At 63.9% G+C, this 19,730-nt stretch carries 22 protein-coding genes; 10 read left to right on the forward strand and 12 right to left on the reverse strand.

Going from position 1 to position 19,730, the window contains the following annotated elements; all coding sequences use genetic code 11:
* Positions 1-135 precede the first annotated feature (135 nt).
* From HALO32_RS13425 to dcd, 5 genes are all read left to right on the forward strand, one after another.
* Positions 136-810 carry a spermidine synthase gene (locus HALO32_RS13425; protein ID WP_151444393.1) on the forward strand — a complete coding sequence of 225 codons (675 nt, stop codon included), beginning with the start codon at positions 136-138 and terminating at the stop codon, positions 808-810.
* A gap of 36 nt (positions 811-846) precedes the next feature.
* Positions 847-1,260: an alternative ribosome rescue aminoacyl-tRNA hydrolase ArfB gene (gene arfB, locus HALO32_RS13430; protein ID WP_151444394.1), complete on the forward strand. Its 414-nt coding sequence runs from the start codon at positions 847-849 to the stop codon at positions 1,258-1,260.
* A gap of 137 nt (positions 1,261-1,397) precedes the next feature.
* Positions 1,398-2,588, forward strand: coding sequence for a coiled-coil domain-containing protein (locus HALO32_RS13435; RefSeq protein ID WP_151444395.1), 1,191 nt, complete (start codon positions 1,398-1,400; stop codon positions 2,586-2,588).
* A gap of 150 nt (positions 2,589-2,738) precedes the next feature.
* Positions 2,739-3,539 (forward strand): iron-sulfur cluster carrier protein ApbC, encoded by an 801-nt coding sequence (apbC, locus tag HALO32_RS13440; RefSeq protein WP_192576520.1) that lies wholly within the window; start codon positions 2,739-2,741, stop codon positions 3,537-3,539.
* A 95-nt stretch (positions 3,540-3,634) separates the two neighbouring features.
* Positions 3,635-4,201 (forward strand): dCTP deaminase, encoded by a 567-nt coding sequence (gene dcd / locus HALO32_RS13445; RefSeq protein WP_151444397.1) that lies wholly within the window; start codon positions 3,635-3,637, stop codon positions 4,199-4,201.
* A gap of 122 nt (positions 4,202-4,323) precedes the next feature.
* Here the strand turns inward: dcd and purN are convergent, their stop codons facing one another.
* Together purN and purM are read right to left on the reverse strand one after the other, a co-directional pair.
* The gene (gene purN, locus HALO32_RS13450) at positions 4,324-5,076 is read right to left on the reverse strand and encodes a phosphoribosylglycinamide formyltransferase (protein ID WP_151444398.1); all 753 of its coding nucleotides are present in this window, start codon (positions 5,074-5,076) and stop codon (positions 4,324-4,326) included.
* Positions 5,073-6,146, reverse strand: coding sequence for a phosphoribosylformylglycinamidine cyclo-ligase (gene purM, locus HALO32_RS13455; RefSeq protein WP_151444399.1), 1,074 nt, complete (start codon positions 6,144-6,146; stop codon positions 5,073-5,075). Before purM ends, purN begins: the two co-directional genes overlap by 4 nt.
* Positions 6,147-6,269: 123 nt before the next feature.
* Between purM and HALO32_RS13460 the strand changes: the two genes are divergently transcribed.
* Together HALO32_RS13460 and hda are read left to right on the forward strand one after the other, a co-directional pair.
* Complete coding sequence (locus HALO32_RS13460) at positions 6,270-7,349, forward strand: AI-2E family transporter (RefSeq protein ID WP_151444400.1); 1,080 nt, start codon at positions 6,270-6,272, stop codon at positions 7,347-7,349.
* Positions 7,346-8,047: a DnaA regulatory inactivator Hda gene (gene hda / locus HALO32_RS13465; protein ID WP_151444401.1), complete on the forward strand. Its 702-nt coding sequence runs from the start codon at positions 7,346-7,348 to the stop codon at positions 8,045-8,047. Before HALO32_RS13460 ends, hda begins: the two co-directional genes overlap by 4 nt.
* Before the next feature lie 16 nt (positions 8,048-8,063).
* On the opposite strand, the gene ehuB is transcribed toward hda, so the two are convergent.
* From ehuB to HALO32_RS13480, 3 genes are all read right to left on the reverse strand, one after another.
* Positions 8,064-8,942: an ectoine/hydroxyectoine ABC transporter substrate-binding protein EhuB gene (gene ehuB, locus HALO32_RS13470; protein ID WP_151444402.1), complete on the reverse strand. Its 879-nt coding sequence runs from the start codon at positions 8,940-8,942 to the stop codon at positions 8,064-8,066.
* Between the two features lie 313 nt (positions 8,943-9,255).
* Positions 9,256-9,828 carry a carboxypeptidase-like regulatory domain-containing protein gene (locus HALO32_RS13475; RefSeq protein WP_151444403.1) on the reverse strand — a complete coding sequence of 191 codons (573 nt, stop codon included), beginning with the start codon at positions 9,826-9,828 and terminating at the stop codon, positions 9,256-9,258.
* Positions 9,829-9,968: 140 nt separating this feature from the next.
* Positions 9,969-10,337, reverse strand: coding sequence for a phasin family protein (locus HALO32_RS13480; protein ID WP_151444404.1), 369 nt, complete (start codon positions 10,335-10,337; stop codon positions 9,969-9,971).
* Between the two features lie 213 nt (positions 10,338-10,550).
* Here HALO32_RS13480 and HALO32_RS13485 point away from each other — a divergent pair, with 213 nt between their 5' ends.
* Positions 10,551-11,930 (forward strand): class II fumarate hydratase, encoded by a 1,380-nt coding sequence (locus HALO32_RS13485; protein ID WP_151444405.1) that lies wholly within the window; start codon positions 10,551-10,553, stop codon positions 11,928-11,930.
* 72 nt (positions 11,931-12,002) lie between these two features.
* Here the strand turns inward: HALO32_RS13485 and phnE (HALO32_RS13490) are convergent, their stop codons facing one another.
* The 4 genes from phnE (HALO32_RS13490) to phnD all read right to left on the reverse strand — a co-directional run bounded on the left by phnE (HALO32_RS13490) (position 12,003) and on the right by phnD (position 15,514).
* Entirely contained in the window at positions 12,003-12,812 is an 810-nt protein-coding gene (gene phnE, locus HALO32_RS13490; protein ID WP_151444406.1) for a phosphonate ABC transporter, permease protein PhnE, read from the reverse strand.
* Positions 12,806-13,621, reverse strand: a complete 816-nt coding sequence (gene phnE / locus HALO32_RS13495; RefSeq protein WP_151444407.1) for a phosphonate ABC transporter, permease protein PhnE — start codon at positions 13,619-13,621, stop codon at positions 12,806-12,808. The genes phnE (HALO32_RS13490) and phnE (HALO32_RS13495) overlap by 7 nt, the downstream gene beginning before the upstream one ends.
* On the reverse strand, positions 13,608-14,423 hold the full coding sequence (phnC, locus tag HALO32_RS13500) for a phosphonate ABC transporter ATP-binding protein (protein ID WP_151444408.1): 816 nt from the start codon (positions 14,421-14,423) through the stop codon (positions 13,608-13,610). Before phnC ends, phnE (HALO32_RS13495) begins: the two co-directional genes overlap by 14 nt.
* Before the next feature lie 83 nt (positions 14,424-14,506).
* Positions 14,507-15,514: a phosphate/phosphite/phosphonate ABC transporter substrate-binding protein gene (phnD, locus tag HALO32_RS13505; protein WP_151444409.1), complete on the reverse strand. Its 1,008-nt coding sequence runs from the start codon at positions 15,512-15,514 to the stop codon at positions 14,507-14,509.
* Between the two features lie 102 nt (positions 15,515-15,616).
* Between phnD and HALO32_RS13510 the strand changes: the two genes are divergently transcribed.
* Complete coding sequence (locus tag HALO32_RS13510; protein ID WP_151444410.1) at positions 15,617-16,204, forward strand: histidine phosphatase family protein; 588 nt, start codon at positions 15,617-15,619, stop codon at positions 16,202-16,204.
* Positions 16,205-16,224: 20 nt separating this feature from the next.
* Here HALO32_RS13510 and glpD read toward each other — a convergent pair whose 3' ends face one another.
* The 3 genes from glpD to HALO32_RS13525 form a co-directional block, all read right to left on the reverse strand.
* A complete protein-coding gene (glpD, locus tag HALO32_RS13515) occupies positions 16,225-17,802 on the reverse strand; it encodes a glycerol-3-phosphate dehydrogenase (RefSeq protein WP_151444411.1) in 1,578 nt (525 codons plus the stop codon).
* 172 nt (positions 17,803-17,974) lie between these two features.
* Positions 17,975-18,733 carry a DeoR/GlpR family transcriptional regulator gene (locus HALO32_RS13520; RefSeq protein WP_151444412.1) on the reverse strand — a complete coding sequence of 253 codons (759 nt, stop codon included), beginning with the start codon at positions 18,731-18,733 and terminating at the stop codon, positions 17,975-17,977.
* A complete protein-coding gene (locus HALO32_RS13525) occupies positions 18,730-19,014 on the reverse strand; it encodes a hypothetical protein (protein WP_151444413.1) in 285 nt (94 codons plus the stop codon). Before HALO32_RS13525 ends, HALO32_RS13520 begins: the two co-directional genes overlap by 4 nt.
* A gap of 36 nt (positions 19,015-19,050) precedes the next feature.
* Here HALO32_RS13525 and HALO32_RS13530 point away from each other — a divergent pair, with 36 nt between their 5' ends.
* On the forward strand, positions 19,051-19,632 hold the full coding sequence (locus HALO32_RS13530; protein ID WP_151444414.1) for a DJ-1/PfpI family protein: 582 nt from the start codon (positions 19,051-19,053) through the stop codon (positions 19,630-19,632).
* Positions 19,633-19,730: the final 98 nt, after the last annotated feature.

Here is a 19,730-nt window from a genome sequence, read left to right on the forward strand (position 1 = left end):
CCGCTCACCGGCATGGACATTCTTTGTCTCCCTTGATGGGGTGCGCTTCCCGGGTAGCCTGCCGAGGCAAGGGCGGTGACCGGTTTCCCGGCAGGTATCCTCGAGGCACTTCTTTCCCTTCCTCTTAGAGGCCCCATGGCAAAATTCGAAGAGATCGGCACGGCGAGCATTCCCGGGCAGGGTGGCGAGCTGCGGCTGCTGCAGCGTAATGACGAGTTCTCGATCCGTATCGCCGGCAAGTCAGGCGAGCTGATGAACACCCGCCTGCATGGTTCCGAGGATGCCTTGGCGGAACTGGCCTGTGAGCGAATCGCTCAGCGTCCGGGAGCGCGTGTCCTGATCGGCGGACTGGGTATGGGCTTTACGCTTGCCGCGGCCTTGAAGGCACTGGGCGAGGACGCCGAAATCGTCGTCGCCGAGCTGGTCCCGGGGGTAGTGGAATGGAATCGGGGCCCGCTCGGTGATGCCGCCGGTCGTCCCCTCGATGACCCCCGAACCCGCGTCAGCCCGGGGGATGTCGGCGAGTTGCTGCGTCGTGAGCCCGGCGGCTTCGATGCCATCATGCTCGACGTGGACAATGGCCCCGAAGGGCTGACGCGCCGTGAGAACGACTGGCTCTATTCTCCCCGGGGGTTGGCTGCAGCCCAGCAGGCCCTGCGACCCGAGGGGGTACTAGCGGTCTGGTCGGCAGGTCAGGACCCGGCGTTCACCGAGAGACTGCGGCGCGTCGGGCTGCTGGTCGAGGAGGTCACGGTGCGCGCTCATCGCCCCGGCAAGGGCGCCAAGCATCGGATCTGGCTGGCATACTGAGGCCCCACATTCAATATTCACCCGGAGGGCCAACGCATGCTGGAACTCTCTCGCCAGGTGAGCATTCCCGATCAAGAGATCGAGATGCAGGCTGTGCGCGCTCAGGGGGCTGGCGGTCAGAACGTCAACAAGGTTGCCAGTGCCATTCACCTGCGTTTCGATGTTCGGGCGTCCAGCCTGCCCGAGGGCTTCAAGGAGAAGCTGCTGGCGCTGGGCGACCAGCGCATCTCACGCGACGGGGTGGTGATCATCAAGGCCCAGAGCCATCGTACCCAGGAGCGCAATCGTGCCGAGGCCCTTGCACGGCTCAAGGCGTTGATCAAGAGTGTGATGTATGCGCCCAAGAAGCGCGTTGCGACCCGTCCCAGCAAGGGCGCCAAGCAGCGTCGGCTCGACAGCAAGAAGAAACGCGGCCGGTACAAGGCGTTGCGTGGCAAGGTCGAGACCTGACGTTGACTGAGAGGTGGATGTTCGGGTGGCGACGTCTCACCGGGCGTGTATGCTGAAAGTCGTGACGACGAAGGCTGGCCATCCTTGGCCGGCGACATCCAACCACGTAGGGGGATACATCGATGGCGGATACGTCGATGAGTGAGCTGTTCAAGGACAATCGCGTCAAGGGCTTGGCGGCCGTGGCGGTGATTGCCATCATCTGGGCCCTGGTTGCCCAGTCGAGCGTCAGTTCCAGTAACGAGGCCCGCGATTCGTTGCAGGCGCAATTCGAGAATACCCAGGCTGAACTCGAGAATGTTCAGGCCGAAAACGAGAGTGTCCAGGCCGAGAATGCATCCTTGACCGAGCGCGTCGAGGAACTGCGCAACACGGCCGGCAATGTAGATGAGCTGTCAGAGCAGCGCAGCGATCTCGAGTCGCAACTGCAGGCCGCCGAGGCCGAGCTGCAGGGCATCCAGGACGAGATTACCGCGGCTCGCACCGAGCAAGAGGAGGCCCGGGCCTCGGTAGAGGCAACTCAGGCTGACCTGGAAGCTCGCCAGAGCGAACTCGAAGCCGCCGAGGAGGCCCTCGCGACGACGCAAGAGGAGCGTCAGCAGGCCGCCGAGGCTCGTGACGAGGCTCAAGCTTCGCGTCAGGAAGCCGAGGAGGCTCGCCAGGCTGCCGAAGAGGAACGACAGCAAGCCGAGGCCGCTCGCCAAGAGGCCGAGCAGAAGCGTAGCGAGGCGATTGCTGCCCGCGACGAAGCCCGTGCCGAGCTCGAGGGGCTGCAGGACGAGATCGCTTCGGCCGAAGAGAGCCTGGCCGGCGTCAATGACGAGATCGCCGCTAGTCAGGAAGAGCGTGATGCCCTCCAGCAGGAGATCAGCGAACTCGAGGCCAGCCGTAACCAGGCCAGCGAGGCGCTGGAGGCGACCCGTGGTGAACTGGAAGGGGCCAGATCAGAACTCGTCCAGGCTCGTGAGACGTTCAAGGACCTCGAACTCGCCATCCAGTTAGGCCGTGACGAGGTTGCCAAGATCGAGTCTCAGATCGAATCCCGCCAGTCCCAGCTCGAGCGCCTGGAAGGCCAGCTCGATACCTGGCGCAACGAGCTGTCACGTCTGGAGAACAGCGTAAATTCCGAGGGCGGCAATGACGCTGCCGGCCAGCAGGAGGCCAGTGCCCAGGAAGAGGGTGATGGTGCTGCGGCCCAGCAGCAGGCCGAGGCCCCGCAAGAGGGTAATGGCGGAGCCGCACAGCAAGAGGCCGATGACCCGCAAGAAGGTGATGGTGGTGCCTTGGAGCAACAGGCCGATGTCCTGGAAGACGGCAATACCGACTGATTCTCACGGGACGTTCCATCAGCCACGACGGCGAGCCACTGGCTCGCCGTCGTGCGTTGGCAGGCATTGCATGGCAGGGCGACTCGACGGGTATACTGGCACTTCTTGCCGCTTGCGTGGCAACCCCAACTGGATAAGGAGTGAGTCGTGATCGAAGGGGTCAAGCATATTGTCGCCGTGGCATCCGGCAAGGGCGGGGTGGGCAAGTCCACCGTGACCGTCAACCTGGCACTGGCCATGGCCGCCGAAGGCTATCGGGTAGGTATCCTGGATGCCGACATCTATGGTCCTAGCCAGGCGCAGATGCTGGGGGTGGGCGAGGGCGTGCGTCCCCAGTCTGCAGGCGAGAACCGCTTCAAGCCGCTCGAGGCCCATGGTATTCAGGCCATGTCCATGGCCTTTCTGGTCGACATCCGCGAGCCCATGGTCTGGCGCGGGCCGATGGTCGCCGGCGCCTTCCAGCAGATGCTCAACCAGACCGTCTGGGATGACCTGGACTATCTGTTCATCGACATGCCACCGGGCACCGGCGACATCCAATTGACCCTGGCCCAGAAGGTGCCGGTGGATGGCGCGGTGATCGTCACCACGCCCCAGGACATTGCCCTGCTGGACGCACGCAAGGGCATCGAGATGTTCCGCAAGGTTAATGTGCCGGTGCTGGGAGTCGTGGAGAACATGAGCCTGCACATCTGCTCCAACTGTGGCCACAGTGAGCCGATCTTCGGCGAAGGCGGGGGCGAGCGCATCGCCCACGAGTACGAGACCCAGGTGCTCGGTCGTCTGCCGCTGACCCTGTCGATCCGCGAGCAGGTGGATGGCGGGCGGCCTACGGTCGTGGCCCAACCGGACAGCGAGGTGACCGTCACCTTCCGTGGTATGGCGCGCCAGGTTGCCGAGCAGATTCGTGGTCAGGATACCGAGGGGCCGGAGATCTCCTTCAGCGAGTGATCTGGCGACGGCGACGCCTGCCGTGACCTTCAGCGTCGGGGCCGCTATGATGTGGCCCCGGTTTCTTGCCTGTTTACCCAGTTCAGGACGCTTCGATGAGCATCAAATCCGATAAGTGGATACGCCGCATGGCCGAGCGAGACGGCATGATCGAGCCCTTCGAGCCCGACCAGGTCCGCTACGAGAACGAGCGGCGGGTGATCTCCTACGGGACGTCCAGTTACGGCTACGACGTGCGCTGTGCCGACGAGTTCAAGGTGTTCACCAATATCCACTCGGCGGTGGTGGACCCCAAGGGCTTCGACGACAAGAGCTTTGTCGACATCAAGGGCGATGTCTGCGTGATTCCCCCCAACTCCTTCGCCCTGGCGCGCACCGTGGAGTACTTCCGCATCCCGCGCAGCGTGCTGACGATCTGCCTGGGCAAGTCCACCTATGCGCGGTGCGGCATCATCGTCAACGTCACGCCGCTGGAACCTGAGTGGGAAGGGCATGTGACCCTGGAGTTCTCCAACACCACCAACCTCCCGGCGCGCATCTACGCCAATGAGGGGGTGGCGCAGATGCTGTTCCTGGAATCCGACGAGATCTGCGAGACCTCCTACAAGGACCGCGGCGGCAAGTACATGGGGCAGCGGGGAGTGACCTTGCCGCGGACTTGAAAGCGCCGAGCTACAAGCGCCGAGCTACAAGCGAACCCCGAAGGCCGAGACCTACGGGGCTCGCTTTTGCACGAGATCAACAAACACTGCTTGGCCGCTTGGCCGCTTGGCCGCTTGGCCGCTTACTCCTCGACGTCCTCGTCCTCGTCCTCGTCCACTTCCTCGGCCGCATCGGAGTGGGAGAGCCGCATGCCGGTGGGCGGCAGGGCAACGCCGTCCATGGTGGCGCTGTCGCCCTTGAGCTGCAGGCGCCCCTCCAGGAACCAGCGCACGGCGATCGGATAGATCAGATGCTCGCGGGCCTGCACTTTCGCCTGGAGGCTGTCTTCGGTGTCGTCCTCGGTGACGGCCACCTCGGCCTGCAGGGCGACCGGCCCGCCATCCAGTTCCTCGGTGACGAAGTGCACACTGCAGCCGTGCAGGGCTACCCCATCGGCCAGGGCGCGGGCATGGGTATGCAGCCCGGGATAGTCCGGCAGCAACGAGGGGTGGATGTTGAGCATGCGCCCCAGGAAACGGTTGACGAAGCGCGGCGTGAGAATGCGCATGAAGCCGGCCAGCACGATCAGATCGGGTTCGTGCCGCTCGATGACCTTGATCAGGGCGCCGTCGTAGGCGTCGCGGCTGTCGTACTCGCGATGCGGCAGGGCCACGGCATCGATGCTCGCGTCACGGGCACGCTTGAGTCCGTAGGCATCCGCTTGATTGGAGATTACCGCGACGATCTCGCCGCCCAGGGCGTCATGACGCTGGGCCTCGATCAGCGCCTGCAGGTTGCTGCCGCTACCGGAGATCAGCACCACTACCCGGCGCGTCTCGCTGGGCTCGGGAGTGAAGGCGTTCAGCGTGTCGCTCTGATAGTCGGTGACGCTCATCCCTTGAGGTTCTCCAGCTGGACCTGCTCTTCGTCATTGCTCCGCGCGGTGATTTCACCGATGCGGTAAACCGTCTCGCCGAGGGCTTGCAGATGGGCACGGGCCTGGTCGGCCTTCTCCGCCGGAACGACGATCACCATGCCGATGCCGCAGTTGAGTACGCGGTGCATCTCCTGCTCGTCGACGTTGCCCTGCGTCTGCAGCCAGTCGAACACCGCCGGGCGCGTCCAGCTGGATGTATCGATGCGCGCGGCCAGGGTCTCGGGTAGTACACGGGGGAGGTTCTCGAGCAGGCCGCCCCCGGTGATGTGCGAGAGGGCATGCACCGGGATGTCGGTCTCCTTGAGCAAGGAGAGCAGCGGCTTGACGTAAATGCGCGTGGGCGCGAGCAGCGCCTCGCCCAGCGACCGGCCGTCGATGGCGGTGTCCAGCGCCGATTCGCTGACCTCAAGGATCTTGCGGATCAGCGAGTAGCCGTTAGAGTGGGGGCCGGAGGACGCCATGCCCAGCAGTACGTCACCCTCACCGACCTGCTTGCCGTCGAGGATCTTTGATTTTTCCACCACGCCAACGCAGAAGCCGGCGAGGTCATAATCGCTGCCCTCGTACATGCCCGGCATCTCGGCGGTCTCGCCGCCCACCAGGGCGCAGCCGGCCCGCTCGCAGCCTTCACCGATACCGGTCACCACATCGGCGGCGATATCCACGTCCAGCTTGCCCGTGGCATAGTAGTCGAGGAAGAACAATGGTTCCGCCCCGGCCACCACCAGGTCGTTGACGCACATGGCCACCAGGTCGATGCCGATGGTGTCATGGCGGCCCAGGTCCATGGCCAGGCGCAGCTTGGTGCCGACGCCGTCGGTACCGGAGACCAGCACGGGCTCCCGGTAGCCGGTCGGCAGTTCGCACAGCGCGCCGAAACCGCCCAGCCCTCCCATGACCTCGGGGCGGGATGTGCGTTTGGCGACGCCCTTGATGCGATCGACCAGGGCATTGCCGGCATCGATGTCGACGCCGGCATCCTTGTAACTGAGCGATGCCCCGCTAGGGCGATGGGTGGAATCGGTCATGACGCTTCCTGTATGAGATGGCGGTCGCAGGACGACGCGCAGCGGTCAGATTAAGGCAGAGAATTGTAGCATCACGGCGCGCGACTGGCAGCCGTCAGCCATGCCGCACACAGGGAGGAGACGATGCACAGGCAGTGGTGGGTGGTGGCCGCCGTCGCGGCGCTGGGATTGTGGTTCGTGATCAGTATCGAGCCGGTGCTGATGCCCTTCTTCGTCAGCATGATCCTGGCCTATCTGGGTGACCCCCTGGCGGACCGCCTCGAGGCTCGCGGCCTCTCGCGGCGCCTGGCGGTTTCGCTGGTCTTCCTGCTGCTTTCGCTTGCCATCGTGCTCACTCTGCTGTTGGTGGTGCCGATACTGGGCCGACAGCTTGGCCAGCTGGTCGAATCGCTGCCGGCGGTGCTCAACTGGCTTCAACAGACGGTGGTGCCACACATCCAGGCGCTGACGGGCATGGATCTCTCCACCGATATCGACCAGATGCGTCAGGCGATCGTCGACAACTGGAAGGAGACCGGGACCTTCGCCGCCACTGTGCTGGCGCAGGCCTCGCGTTCCGGACTGGCGCTGGTCGCCTGGATCGGCAACCTGGCGCTGATCCCCGTGGTCACTTTCTATCTGCTGCTGGACTGGGATGTTCTGGTCGCCAAGCTGCGCGGCTTGCTCCCGCGCAGCTGGGAGCCGGCGGCGGTTCGCCTTGCCGGTGAATGTGACGAGGTGCTGTCCGCCTTCCTGCGCGGCCAGTTGATCGTCATGCTCTGCCTGGGCGTGATCTATGCGGTAGGATTGACCCTGCTCGGCGTGCGTTTCGGCCTGCTGATTGGCCTGCTCGCCGGCCTGGCCAGCATCGTCCCCTATCTCGGGGTGATCGTGGGGATTTCGGTGGCCGGAGTAGTGGCGTTTTTCCAGTTCGGCGACTGGTTGATCCTGCTCGGCGTCGCGGGGGTGTTCGGTTTCGGTCAGCTGGTGGAGAGCGTGGTGCTGCAGCCCAAGCTACTTGGTGACAAGATCGGCCTGCATCCGGTGGCCGTCATCTTCGCCGTGCTGGCTGGGGGACAGCTGTTCGGATTCACCGGGGTGCTGCTGGCGCTGCCCGTGGCCGCCGTGCTGATGGTAGTGTTGCGTTATCTCTTCGAGCACTACAAGAACAGCACCTTGTATGACGCCGGTCGTCAACGTGGCCACGACGAGGAGTCGCCATGAGCCGATTACCCACGCAGTTGCCGCTGGGCGTGGGGTTACGCGATGATGCCACCTTTGGCAATTTCTACCCCGGACCCAATGCCACCCTGGTCGACCGGCTCGTGCATCAGCTCGACGACGGCGGTGAACCCTTTCTCTATGTATGGGGGGCCTCCGGCACCGGACGCAGCCATCTTCTGCAGGCCGCTTGCCACGAGGCCTCCGATCGCGACTGTCGGGCGCTTTACCTGCCGCTGTCTGAGCTCGGCCATTTTCCACCGCTGATGCTCGAAGAGATCGAGCGCCTGGATCTGGTGGCGATCGACGACCTCGACCAGGTGGCGGGGCGCAAGCGCTGGGAGGAGGCGCTGTTTCACGCCTTCAACCGTCTGCGGGATGCCGGCAAGCGCCTGCTGATCGCCGCCGCGGCACCGCCACGCCAGCTACCCATAAAGCTGCCCGACCTGGCCTCGCGACTCACCTGGGGAATGACGTTCCAATTGCAGGGGCCCGATGATGCCGGGCGTCTGGCCGCGCTTCAGCTGCGTGCTCGGGGGCGTGGCATGCAATTGCCCGACGAGGTGGCCCGCTACATCCTGCATCGCGGACCACGCCGCCTGGACGCGCTTTTCGACATCCTGGCGGTTCTGGATCGGGCCTCGCTCTCGGCCCAGCGCAAGCTGACCATTCCCTTCGTCAAGCAGGCGCTGGGCTGGTAGCGGCGAAGCGCATGGCCTAGCCTGCCCCGCTGCAGAGCTGGTCGGCATTGAAACGGTAGGAGTAGATGATGTCCTTTGACATGAAGCCGTAGCGAGCCAGCGTCTGCTGCCAATCGCCGTAACGCTTCTCTTCCAGCAGTTCCTCGTTGACAGCATCGCGCAGGTCTTCGGCATCGGGGGGGAAGGCGAAGCCGCCGAAATAACGGATCTCCTGCCCGTTGATCACCGGGTCCTTGAAGTTGAATTCCGCTTCTACCCGCGGGCTCGTATCCTCCAGGGCCGCGACCGTCATGCCGGTGGCGGCGAAGGCATCGGCCCTGCCGCGAACGATGGCGTCCACGGCCTCCGGGAGGCGTTCCACCGTTACGATCCGGTCCGGATCGATACCCAGGGCAGTGAACATCTCCTGGGTGACCGTTCCCTCCTGTACAGCGACGCGGATGGTATCCGAGCGTTCGACGAAGTCCTCGTAGGCGCGAATGTTGTTGGGGTTGGAGGCCAGCACCAATAGCCCCTCGCCGTAGGAGGTATTGGGGTCCGAGAAGAGCACGCGCGTGCAGCGTTCAGGCATTATGGCCATTTCCGCTGCGGCCATGTCGAAGTGGCCGGCCTCGAGCCCCGAAATGAGATTCTTGAACTCGGATTCGACCCATTCGATCTCCTCGATGCCGAGCTCCTTCAGGATACGCTGTGCGACTTCCGGGCCGACGCCGAGCGCTTCGCCCTCCTCGTTAAGGTAGCCATAGGGCTGCTCGTTCGCGACGGCAATGCGGATCACGCCGCGCTCGCGGATCTCTTCGAGGGTGGCGGCCTGCAGGCCAGGGATGGCCATCAGGGCAGCGAGAGCGCCGACCAGAAGGGACTCTCTGCCAAAGAAAGGTGTGTTGGGTGTCATTGTTGTCAGCCCCGCGTACTGTTTTTCTGACCCGTCTCTCGTCTCGGATCATCCGGGATTTGACTGATGGGTGGTGCCGAGGAGGGTCAGAACGGTGGGTGGTTGACCATGTTGCATGGCGTCTGCGTATTGAAGCCCTCATGGCGTGATGTCCGCCATCTCTCGATGGCGACACATTCAGCGTAGAAGTGCCGTTGAAGGAATGCTAGGGCCAACAAGCATTATCTCAGATCAAGCACAGCGACTGTCGGCAATGTCTTGCATGACGCGGGCAGGTGGCTGTCAGCAACAGGGAGCCAGTGTCAGGGAGGGCTCAGCGACTGAGCTCAACGCTGCGCGATTGGCCGTTACCCAGGCTGACCTGCTGGATGACCACGCGCGTCTCGCCGGTGGATGGATCCTGGCCGCTGCCAGAAACATAGAACTCACCGGCCGGCAGGCCTGTGATGCGGAAGTAGCCGTTGCCGTCGGTACGGGTGGTGTGGGTGTAGGCGCGAGCTCGAGGATCCGCACGCTCCACGGCGTTTCCCGCCAGGGCCTGCTCCGCGGCCTCGGCGGAATAGGTGGTCACCGGCGCAACCGCGACGCCTGCGTTTGGCACGGGGCGGCCACCCAGCAGCAGACGTCCGCTGATCACGCCGCTGCCGCTCTTCTCCAGGGCGGCATACTCCTCGTCCGGGAAGGCTACCTGGCGGGCGACCCGGCCGGTGGTGGAAGGGCGCTCGGCACGCTCGGTTTCGCGTGTCTCGCCTGTCTCGCGGGGCGCCTCCGTGCCGCGTTCGATCACCTCGACGCGCTCGCGTTCACCGGCGGGATAGCGCGGCTCGATGATCTGACAGCCGGTCAGCCAGAGCCCCAGCAGGGCGGGTAGAATCCAAGGTTTCATCTTCAGTCTCCCTGCGGGTGGAGGATGCCCCGGGCCGGTGAGCAAAGTACCCGGTGAGCATAACGCAAAAGGGCCGCCGATCATCGATCGGCGGCCCTTTTGTGATCAAGCGGGCGCCGGCAGCGCGGGCGCCGTCAGGCTTACTTGGCTGCCTTGGTGGCAGTCTCGGTTGCCTGCTTGACGTTGTCTTCGGTGAGCTTCTGGCTCTGCTGCACGAAGTCCTGCTGCAGGGAGACGACCTTCTCGGTGTCGCCCTTCAGGCGCTCGGTCAGGTCCTTGGCGACCTTCTGCTGGCCTTCCATGTAGGTGCGCAGGTCTTCGGCATCCTTGACGTTCAGCAGGCTGCGGAGCTGCGCCATGCCGGTGTCGGTGTAGGCCTTGCTGGCATCCAGCTGGGCATTGACCAGCTTCTCGGTGTAATCCACGGACAGGGCGGCGTAGGCGCGAGCCGGGCCGAAGAACATGGATTCGAACTGTTCGGTGAACTGCTTGGTGTCGAAGTTTTGCATCGTGAGTCCCTCCCGGGGATTTCGGATCAATTCGAAGGCCGTGGCGGTCTGCCGATGCCTTCTGCGTCTCTGTTGCAATGCACAATAGCAAAGCGATTGGTGCAGTGCAACATGCTTTCTTTCTTTTTTCGATCAGGGCGATTTCTTGCAAGGCCGACCGCCTGACGCCATGTTGAGAAGAGCGTCATTCACGCAGAAAAGGAGGAGCTGGACATGAGCGACCATCGCATAGAGCGCGACAGCATGGGCGAGCTGCAGGTGCCGAGGGAAGCTCTCTACGGTGCCCAGACCCAGCGCGCCGTGAACAACTTCCCGGTCTCCGGCCAGCCGATGCCCACGGCGTTTATCCATGCCATTGCCCGTATCAAGCTGGCGGCGGCCCGGGTCAATCGCGAGCTGGGACTGCTCGACGATGCGCGATGCGGGGAGATCGTTGCCGCTGCCGAGGCGATTATCCGTGGCGAACACGATGATCAGTTCCCGATAGATGTCTTCCAGACCGGTTCGGGAACGTCCAGCAACATGAACGTCAACGAGGTGTTGGCCCACCTGGCCAGCCGTGATGGTCTCGAGGTGGGACCCAATGACCATGTCAACATGGGGCAGTCGAGCAACGACGTGATTCCCACGGCGATCCATGTGTCGGCCGCACTGGCGGTGACCGGCCAGCTGCGTCCGGCGCTTGAGCACCTGCGCGAGACCCTCGACGCGCGCGCCGGGGAACTCGACGGTGTGGTCAAGACCGGGCGTACCCACCTGATGGACGCCATGCCGCTGCGCATGAGCCAGGAGCTGGGGGGCTGGTCGAGCCAGGTCGGGCAGGCCATCGAGCGTCTGGACAGCGCCCTGGTGCGGCTCTGTCGCCTGGCCCAGGGGGGCACGGCGGTGGGCACCGGCATCAATGCCCATCCCGAGTTCGCCGGGCGCATGGCGCGCGACCTGAGCGAGCAGACGGGGCTGTTGTTCTCGCCCAATGACAGTTTCTTCGCCAGCCTCGGTGCCCAGGACGCCGCGGTGGAGCTCTCCGGGCAGCTGAGGGGCCTGGCGTGCGTGGTGATGAAGATCGCCAATGACCTGCGCTGGATGAACTCCGGGCCCCTGGCCGGGCTGGGTGAGATCGAGCTTGAGGCCCTGCAGCCCGGCAGCTCGATCATGCCCGGCAAGGTCAATCCGGTGATTCCCGAGTCGGCGGCTCAGGTCGCCGCTCAGGTGATCGGGCTTGACACGGCGGTGACGGTGGCCGGGCAGAGCGGCAACTTCCAGCTCAACGTCATGCTGCCGCTGGTCGCCAACAACCTGCTGACCTCGATCACCCTGATGACCAATACCTCGCGGCTGCTGGCCGACCGCGCCATCGCCACCTTCAAGGTGCGCCATGACAACCTCGAGGGGCCACTGGCGCGCAACCCCATCCTGGTCACGGCGCTGAATTCGGTGATCGGCTATGACGCTGCGGCTTCCATCGCCAAGCAGGCCTATCAGGCGGGGCGGCCGATCATCGAGGTGGCCGAGGAACAGACCGATCTGTCGCGACAGGAACTCGAGCGGCTGCTCGACCCCGCTGCCCTGACGCGAGGCGGCGTGCCGGAGTAGACGTGAATTCGCTGGCGGCCCGGTCATCGCCTGGGCCGGTGGTCGTCTTGCGTGAATGCCTGCTGCGGATGATCAGAGTGCCTTGCGGCGCAGCAGGCCGGTAATCCCCTCGCCGATCAGTACCAGTACAACGATGGCGATCAGGATGGTGGCGACTGTCTGCCAGGCGAAAGTGTCGATGGAGCCCTGCAGGATCACGCCGATACCGCCGGCCCCCACCAGCCCGAGTACCGTGGACTCGCGAATATTGATGTCCCAGCGCAGGATGATGATGGCGAAGAAGGCCGGCATCACCTGGGGGACGACGGCATAGGCGATCACCTTCGCCTTGGAGGCCCCTGTCGCTTCCATGGCCTCCACCGGGCGACGGTCGATCTCCTCGATGGCTTCACCCATCAGCTTGCCGATGAAGCCCACCGAGCGGAACATGATGGCCAGTATCCCGGCCAGCACCCCGGGCCCGAATATCGCCACGAAAAGCAGTGCCCAGATGATGGTGTTCACCGAGCGGCTGGAGACCAGGATGAAGCGCCCCAACCACAGGCAGGCACGATTGGGCGTGGTGTTCTGGGCGGCGATATAGGAGACCGGCAGGGCGATGAAGATAGTCAGCATGGTGGCGAGCGTGGCGATATGCACGGTCTCGATCATGGCATTGACGATCTCGCCGAGGCGGCTCGGGTCCGGCGGCCACATGCGTGCCCCCAGGCTCGAGATCTGATTGGGGGCATCCCAGACCCAGGGCCAGAAGATGTCGATGTCGCGGACTGCCCAGACGACCAGCATCAGCGTCACCAGCATCACGGCGTAACGGATGAGCTGCTCCCTGGGATTGTGGCGTCGCCAGATGCGATCGGCGAGCAGGTCGGCATCCTTTACCATATCTTCTTCCTTACCCAGCCGCTGACGCCTTCGCTGATCAGGATCACCGCGATGATCACCAGCAGGATGGCGAAGGCGAAATCATAGTCGTAGCGCCCGAAGGCATTCATCAGGGTGCTGCCGATGCCGCCTGCGCCGACGATACCCACCACCGCGGAGGCGCGCAGGTTGCTGTCGAGCTGGTACATGGAGAGCCCCACCTGACGCGGCAGGATCTGCGGGAAGACCGCATAGTAGAGCGTGGCCAGATAGCCGGCACCCGTGGCGCGCATGGCCTCGACCTGGCCCCAGTCGATCTCCTCGATCTCCTCGGCGAGCAGCTTGCCGACGAAGCCGATGGAGTAGAGGGTCAGGGTCAAAATTCCCGCCAGGGGCCCGAAGCCCACCGCGGCAACGAAGAGGATGGCGACAATCACCGGATGGAAGCTGCGCGAGACGATGATCACCGCTCGCCCCAGCAGGTAGACTGGCAAGGGCGCGATATTGCGTGCCGCCATCACCGCAAAGGGGATCGACAGCAGCACCCCGAGCAGAGTGGCCAGAATGGCGATCTGCAGGCTCTCCGTGAAGCCGGTCAGCAGCAGGTCGAAGCGCGAGAAGCTTGGCGGAAAGCCGCCGCCGAAGATACGAGCCGCCCGGGGCAGCCCTTCGCTGATGCGTTCCCAGTTGAAGGGCAGGGTGGCGAAGGCCCACACCAGATAGAATGCTAGCACCGCCAGTAGGCCATAGCGCAGCAGGGGGTTGGCGATGAAGGGCGGCTTGCGCCAGGTCCGCGGCGTTGACGTGGTGGTACTGTCACGTCGCGTCATGGCGGGCCTCCCCTCCAGATGCTTGCGAGCCGTCCTGCGGGGTGGCGGTCTCGTCCTCCGGCGATTCGATACCGCCGTAGATGGCATCCAGTGCCTCCTGGTCGAAGTCCGCGGGGGCGCCATCGAAGATCATGGTGCCGTGGCGCAGACCGACGATACGGTCGGTATAGGCCCTCGCCTGGGCCACGTTGTGAATGTTGATCAGCACCGGCAGCGACAGCTCGCTGGCCAGGCTCTGCAGCAGCACCATAATCTGTTCTGAGGTACGCGGGTCCAGGGAGGCCGTGGGCTCGTCGGCCAGCAGCACCTCCGGTTCCTGCATCAGAGCGCGCACCACGCCGACCCGCTGGCGTTCGCCGCCGGAGAGCTCGTCGGCGCGCTTGTTGGCATAGTGGGCGATGCCCACCCGCTCCATCAGCTTGAAGGCGCGCTCGATATCCGCGGCAGGGTAGCGGCGGGTGATGGCCTGGAAGAGGCTGACATAGCCCAACCGGCCGGAGAGCACGTTCTCCATCACGGTGAGGCGATCGATTAGATTGAAGCCCTGGAAGACCATGCCGATCTTGCGTCGGGCACGGCGCAGTTCCCCATGCCTGAGATTGACGAGTTCGGTACCGTTGAGCTTGATCGAGCCCGAGGTCGGTTCGACGAGTCGATTGATGCAACGGAGCATGGTGCTCTTGCCGGCGCCAGAGGCACCGACGATGGCCACCACGCTGTTGTCCTCCACGCTCAGATCGAGCCCCTTGAGTACGGGCTCGTCGTGTCCGTAGCGCTTGATCAGGTTGGATATCTCTAGCATCGGCGGTTCCGGGCGGGCGAAGGGTCAACGAGACAGCGACGCCGACCTCGTCGGGAAGGCCGGCGTCGTGGTGTCAGGGAAGGTTACTGGAGATTGTCGGGGGTGTATTCGACCCCGTTGGCATTCTGGATGGTGCGAATGACCTTCCAGTCTTCCTGGTAATTGATGGGGATAAACTTCTCGACCCCTTCGAACTCCTCGCCGAGCTCGGTACCGGCGAACTCGAAGCTGAAGAAGGCCTCCTCGATCTTGTCGACCAGATCGGGATGCAGGTTGTGGGCATAGTTGTAGGACGTCGTCGGGAAGCGGTCGGACTCGTAGATGATCTTGACGTCTTCCGGGTCATAGAGGTCGCGGGCCGCCATGCGATCCACCACTTCCGAGGCCACCGGGGCGGCGTCGTAGTCCTGAGCCACCACGCCGAGCATGGACTGGTCGTGGCTGCCGGAGTAGACCACCTCGTAGTCCTCGCCGGGCACGATGCCCATCTCGGGAAAGAGGGCGCGCGGCGCCTGGTTGCCCGAGTTGGAGGTCGGCGAGGTGTGGGCGACTCGCTTGCCCTCGAGGTCCGTTATTTCGTCGATGCCGGAATCCACGTGGGTATAAAGCTGCAGGGTATAGCCGAAGCGACCATCGTCGGAGCCCATCAGGGCGAAGGGCACGGCACCGGCCAGGTTGACGGCGAAGGGCGTCGGACCCGTCGAGAAGCCGGCGATGTGCAGGCGGCCGCTGCGCATGGCCTCGACCTGGGCCGAGTTGGACTGTACGGCAAAGAAACGCACGTCACGTTCCGTTACTGCCTCCAGGTGATCGATGAAGGGTTGCCAGATATCCGAGTAGATGGCGGGGTCTTCCACCGGCGTATAGGCAAAGATCAGGGTGTCGGGGTTGGCCCACTCCGACTCGTCCTGCGGGAGGTCGGCTACCATGTCACCGTTCCTGTCACAGTAGATCTCGGCCAGGGCGCCGCGCTCACAGTCCTCCTGAGCCTGGGCCTGGTTGGCGGCCAACAGGGCAAGGGGCAGCAGCGAAGAAGTGAGGGCCAGCTTGGCGAACGAGCGCTTTCCAGATCGGTTGGGATGATGAATCATGGCGTGTCTCCTGAGATTATTGTTGTACAGTGCGTTCGGTTTTCGACATGTCGACGATCGATTCCGAACAGCTCTTTCTAATCTAGAGTTTGTGACAAAACCATGTCAAACACTTTCCCGCCCGCGTCGTGTCATCGGCGTAACCGCTACCTGCTGATGCGCCACGGTCATAGCCAGGCCAACCAGCAGGGGCTGATCATCAGTTCGCCGGAACGCGGTCTAGCCGGTTTCGGACTCTCGCCCATTGGCCGTGACCAACTCGATGAACTCCTGGCCGAGTGGCGCTGGGATCCCCCCAGCCGAATTCTGCACTCGGATTTTCGGCGTACCACCGAGACGGCAGAGCGCGTGGCGCGCCACTTTGGGCTGCGCCTGGAGCCAGAGCAACGGCTTCGCGAGCGACACTTCGGTGACTTCGAAGGGGAAGGGGATGCCCGTTACGCCGAGGTATGGGCACACGACGCCCGAGACCCGGCCCACACCCTCGCCGGAGTGGAGGCCGTCACTGAGGTGGCCGCGCGCACCGCGGGACTGGTCGCCGAGCTCGAACAGCACCACCGGGGAGAGACCTTTCTGCTGGTCAGCCACGGCGATCCCCTGCAGATTCTGCTGACCGCCCTGGAAGGCGGCGATCTGAAACGGCACCGCGAGCGGGTGTCGCTTGCCCCGGCCAGCATCACGCCGTTGTGATGGCGCCTTGGGGCACCGCGTCAGGCACTGCGCAGCGACCGCGATGGGTCGCGAGCAGCGCCGACACGCGACTCGGGAGGCGCGGCAGGAGGGAGCGGGCTGTCATCGCGCAGGTCAAGGCGATCGTTCAGGTAGTTGGCCAGGCGCCGGGTCTGGACCGCATTGAGGTGCAGCGCCAGCTTGGTCCGTCGCCACAGGATGTCCTCCAGCGACCGAGCCCACTCCTGATCGACCAGGTAATCCACTTCGGCAGCGGTCAGGCCGGCGCCGAAGGCCGGCCCCAGGGCGGACTGGGACCCCTTGTCGTCGAGGAAGATACGGCACAGCGAGCCGTAGGTGCGCGCATAGCGGCGCGCCTGGAAGGCATCCAGGAACGGATACTCCTCGAGCAACTGCGCCGCAAAGCTGGCCTGGTTACCGATATCGCCCCCGGGCAGCGGCGTTTCCTCCGTCCAGGGAGCGGCCATCGCCGGCAAGTGTGGGGCGAGCATTTCAAGCGCCGCTTCGGCGAGCTTGCGATAGGTGGTGATCTTGCCGCCGAACACCGAGAGCAGCGGCGCGCCCTGGGTATCGAGGTCCAGGGTGTAGTCGCGCGTCATGGCCGAGGGGGCGGTGGATTCGTCATCGCACAGCGGGCGCACCCCGGAGAAGGTGCGGATCACGGCGCTGCGCGCAAGTTGGGTGCGGAAGTGGGTGTTGACCACCGACAGCAGGTAGTCGATCTCTTCCTCACTGGCTTCGACGCGCGATGGGTCCCCTTCGTAGCGGCGGTCGGTGGTGCCGATCAGGCTGAAGTCTTCCTCGTAGGGCAGCACGAAGACGATGCGCCGATCGCTGTTCTGCAGGATGTAGGCGCGGTCGTCGCGATTCAGGCGAGGCACGATGAGGTGGCTACCCTGGATCATGCGAACAGCGTAGAGAGACTGACGTTGTACCTGGTGGCGTACCACCTTCTCGACCCAGGGACCCGCCGCGTTGACCAGTGTTCGACAGCGGCGGGTCAGGCGCTGGCCGGAGATTTCCTCGATATCCACCTCCCAGATGCCGTCGACTTCCCGGGCGCCTGTACAGCGTGTGCGAACTCGAATCTCGGCCCCGTTGCGGCAAGCCTGGATGGCGTTGAGTACCACCAGGCGGGCATCCTCCACCCAGCAGTCCGAGTATTCGAAGCCGCGGCTAATGTCCGTGGCCAGGCCCTGATGCGCTGAGAGCCTGACGCTGCGCGAGCCCGGTAACGTCTCGCGTTTACCGAGATGGTCGTAAAGAAACAGGCCGGCCCGAAGCATCCAGGCCGGTCGCAGGTGTGGACGATGCGGCAGGATAAAGCGCAGTGGCCAGATGATATGGGGCGCCTTGGCAAGCAGTACCTCGCGCTCGCGCAGGGCTTCGCGCACCAGACGAAATTCATGGTGCTCCAGGTAGCGAAGGCCACCGTGGATCAGCTTGCTGCTGGCCGATGAGGTGGCGCCGGCAAGATCCCCCTGTTCGCATAGCCCGACCGACAGGCCGCGTCCGGCCGCATCATTGGCGATACCGGTGCCGTTGATGCCGCCGCCGATCACGAAGAGGTCGAGTACCTCATCCGATGTGTTATCCATGGATTCCCCCTCCCGACACTGGCTTGGACCGCTAGGATGTTTGAATTCGAAAATAGACGAAAACCAAACGAACATCAAGGCGCGTCATCACGCCCTGGCGTCCTGCCAGAGGAGTGATGGCGAATGTGCCGGATGTAGAGGGCAAGGGATGAAATCGCTGCCAGACGCGGCATCAGGCGATATGCAGCGTCACATCGTGCTGCTTCAGCAGGCGCAGGATAGCCTCGGGGGGCTCGCGGTCGGTGAACAGGGCGTCGAGCTGTGCCAGGTTGCCCTGACGAACCACCGGGTTGCGCTGGAACTTGGAGTGATCGGTGGCCAGGAAGATCTTTCGGGAATTGCGGATAATGGCCTGGGCGACGCGCACTTCCTGGTAGTCGAACTCCAGCAGGGAGCCATCCTCGTCGATACCGCTGATGCCGATGATGCCGTAGTCGACCTTGAACTGATTGATGAAATCGATGGTCGCCTCGCCGATGATGCCGCCATCCCGGGAGCGGACCTCGCCGCCGGCGATGATCACGTTGAAGTCATCCTTGTGCTGGAGGATCGCCGCCACGTTGAGATTGTTGGTGATCACCTCCAGTCCCTGATGATCGAGCAGCGCCTCGGCGATGACCTCGTTGCTGGTTCCGATGTTGATGAACAGCGACGAGTGGTCGGGAATGTGCCGAGCGAGCAACACGGCGATACGCTGCTTGGCCTCGAGGTTCAGGGTCTTGCGTGTCGAGTAGGCGGTATTGACGGTGCTCGACTCCAGGCCTGCACCACCATGAACCCGGCGAATGCGCCCTTCGGTGGAGAGCGTGTTGAGGTCGCGACGAATGGTCTGGGGCGTGACCGTAAAGTGCTCGGTGAGCTGCTCGATGCTGGCATACCCCTGGCGGCGCACCAGCTCGATGATGGCGTCCTGGCGTTGCTGCTGGTTCATGGCATCTCCTTGGTTAAGCATGATTCTACTGCATTTCCGTCGCTTGGGGGATGGTCGTGCAGATGCGGAGTCGGTAACGGCGACGGCGCTTCCTTGCCCTCTATAACCGCCGACGTGTCATGGCCCTCTTTATTAGGGCCTCGCGATTTTATGGTGCCGGAAACCCGTGAGTTCCGGTGGTGGTGATTGAATGTGAAAATAGCGGCAATGCAAAGTTGCAAATACAATACAGAGGCGGCACGATTCGGGCGTGAATGTTCGATATCGATCATATCGAGCATTCTCTATCCTGCAATGATTAACAAGGAGATGGTTCCATGGCTGCAAAACGTATCCTGCTGTTGGTCGGCGACTTCGCCGAAGACTATGAGGTGATGGTCCCCTTTCAGGCCCTGCAGATGGTGGGCCACCAGGTGGACGCCATCTGCCCCGGAAAAGCGAAGGGCGAGAAGGTCAAGACCGCCATTCACGATTTCCAGGGCGACCAGACCTACACCGAGAAACCGGGACATGAGTTCGCCCTTAACGCCACCTTCAAGGACATCAAGGCGGCCGACTACGATGCTCTGGTGATTGCCGGCGGCCGGGCCCCGGAGTACCTGCGGCTTGATCCCGAGGTGATTGCGCTGGTGCGCCACTTCGCCGACGAGAACAAACCCCTGGCGGCCATCTGCCACGGTGCCCAGGTGCTGGCTGCGGCGGAAGTCATCGAAGGTCGTAGCATTTCTGCCTATCCCGCCTGTGCGCCGGAAGTACGACTGGCCGGTGGCACGTATGCCGACATCGCCATCGATGGCGCCGAAACCGACGGCAATCTCGTCACCGGACCGGCCTGGCCGGCCCACCCGGCCTGGCTGGCGCAATTCCTCGAGGTCCTGGGAACACGCATTACTCTCTAACCCCCTCTCCGGGCCAGCTGTCACAGGAGCGCCGCCGGTCGGCGCTCGCTGCGTTGGGGCGGTCCTGGGGCCCTGTCGATATATTCAACAACGAACAT

Origin of the sequence: Halomonas lysinitropha (assembly GCF_902500215.1) — a bacterium.
Lineage (GTDB): Bacteria > Pseudomonadota > Gammaproteobacteria > Pseudomonadales > Halomonadaceae > Halomonas > Halomonas lysinitropha.

Bases quoted from the DNA above. Each gene is read 5' to 3' on its own strand.
- phnD (WP_151444409.1), bottom strand. From the start codon at position 15,514: ATGATTCATCATCCCAACCGATCTGGAAAGCGCTCGTTCGCCAAGCTG.
- HALO32_RS13460 (WP_151444400.1), top strand. From the start codon at position 6,270: ATGCACAGGCAGTGGTGGGTGGTGGCCGCCGTCGCGGCGCTGGGATTG.
- HALO32_RS13435 (WP_151444395.1), top strand. From the start codon at position 1,398: ATGAGTGAGCTGTTCAAGGACAATCGCGTCAAGGGCTTGGCGGCCGTG.
- hda (WP_151444401.1), top strand. From the start codon at position 7,346: ATGAGCCGATTACCCACGCAGTTGCCGCTGGGCGTGGGGTTACGCGAT.
- HALO32_RS13525 (WP_151444413.1), bottom strand. From the start codon at position 19,014: ATGCTCGATATGATCGATATCGAACATTCACGCCCGAATCGTGCCGCC.
- arfB (WP_151444394.1), top strand. From the start codon at position 847: ATGCTGGAACTCTCTCGCCAGGTGAGCATTCCCGATCAAGAGATCGAG.
- phnC (WP_151444408.1), bottom strand. From the start codon at position 14,423: ATGCTAGAGATATCCAACCTGATCAAGCGCTACGGACACGACGAGCCC.
- phnE (WP_151444407.1), bottom strand. From the start codon at position 13,621: ATGACGCGACGTGACAGTACCACCACGTCAACGCCGCGGACCTGGCGC.
- HALO32_RS13530 (WP_151444414.1), top strand. From the start codon at position 19,051: ATGGCTGCAAAACGTATCCTGCTGTTGGTCGGCGACTTCGCCGAAGAC.
- HALO32_RS13425 (WP_151444393.1), top strand. From the start codon at position 136: ATGGCAAAATTCGAAGAGATCGGCACGGCGAGCATTCCCGGGCAGGGT.
- ehuB (WP_151444402.1), bottom strand. From the start codon at position 8,942: ATGACACCCAACACACCTTTCTTTGGCAGAGAGTCCCTTCTGGTCGGC.
- purN (WP_151444398.1), bottom strand. From the start codon at position 5,076: ATGAGCGTCACCGACTATCAGAGCGACACGCTGAACGCCTTCACTCCC.
- phnE (WP_151444406.1), bottom strand. From the start codon at position 12,812: ATGGTAAAGGATGCCGACCTGCTCGCCGATCGCATCTGGCGACGCCAC.
- purM (WP_151444399.1), bottom strand. From the start codon at position 6,146: ATGACCGATTCCACCCATCGCCCTAGCGGGGCATCGCTCAGTTACAAG.
- HALO32_RS13480 (WP_151444404.1), bottom strand. From the start codon at position 10,337: ATGCAAAACTTCGACACCAAGCAGTTCACCGAACAGTTCGAATCCATG.
- HALO32_RS13510 (WP_151444410.1), top strand. From the start codon at position 15,617: ATGTCAAACACTTTCCCGCCCGCGTCGTGTCATCGGCGTAACCGCTAC.
- HALO32_RS13520 (WP_151444412.1), bottom strand. From the start codon at position 18,733: ATGAACCAGCAGCAACGCCAGGACGCCATCATCGAGCTGGTGCGCCGC.
- dcd (WP_151444397.1), top strand. From the start codon at position 3,635: ATGAGCATCAAATCCGATAAGTGGATACGCCGCATGGCCGAGCGAGAC.
- HALO32_RS13485 (WP_151444405.1), top strand. From the start codon at position 10,551: ATGAGCGACCATCGCATAGAGCGCGACAGCATGGGCGAGCTGCAGGTG.
- HALO32_RS13475 (WP_151444403.1), bottom strand. From the start codon at position 9,828: ATGAAACCTTGGATTCTACCCGCCCTGCTGGGGCTCTGGCTGACCGGC.
- glpD (WP_151444411.1), bottom strand. From the start codon at position 17,802: ATGGATAACACATCGGATGAGGTACTCGACCTCTTCGTGATCGGCGGC.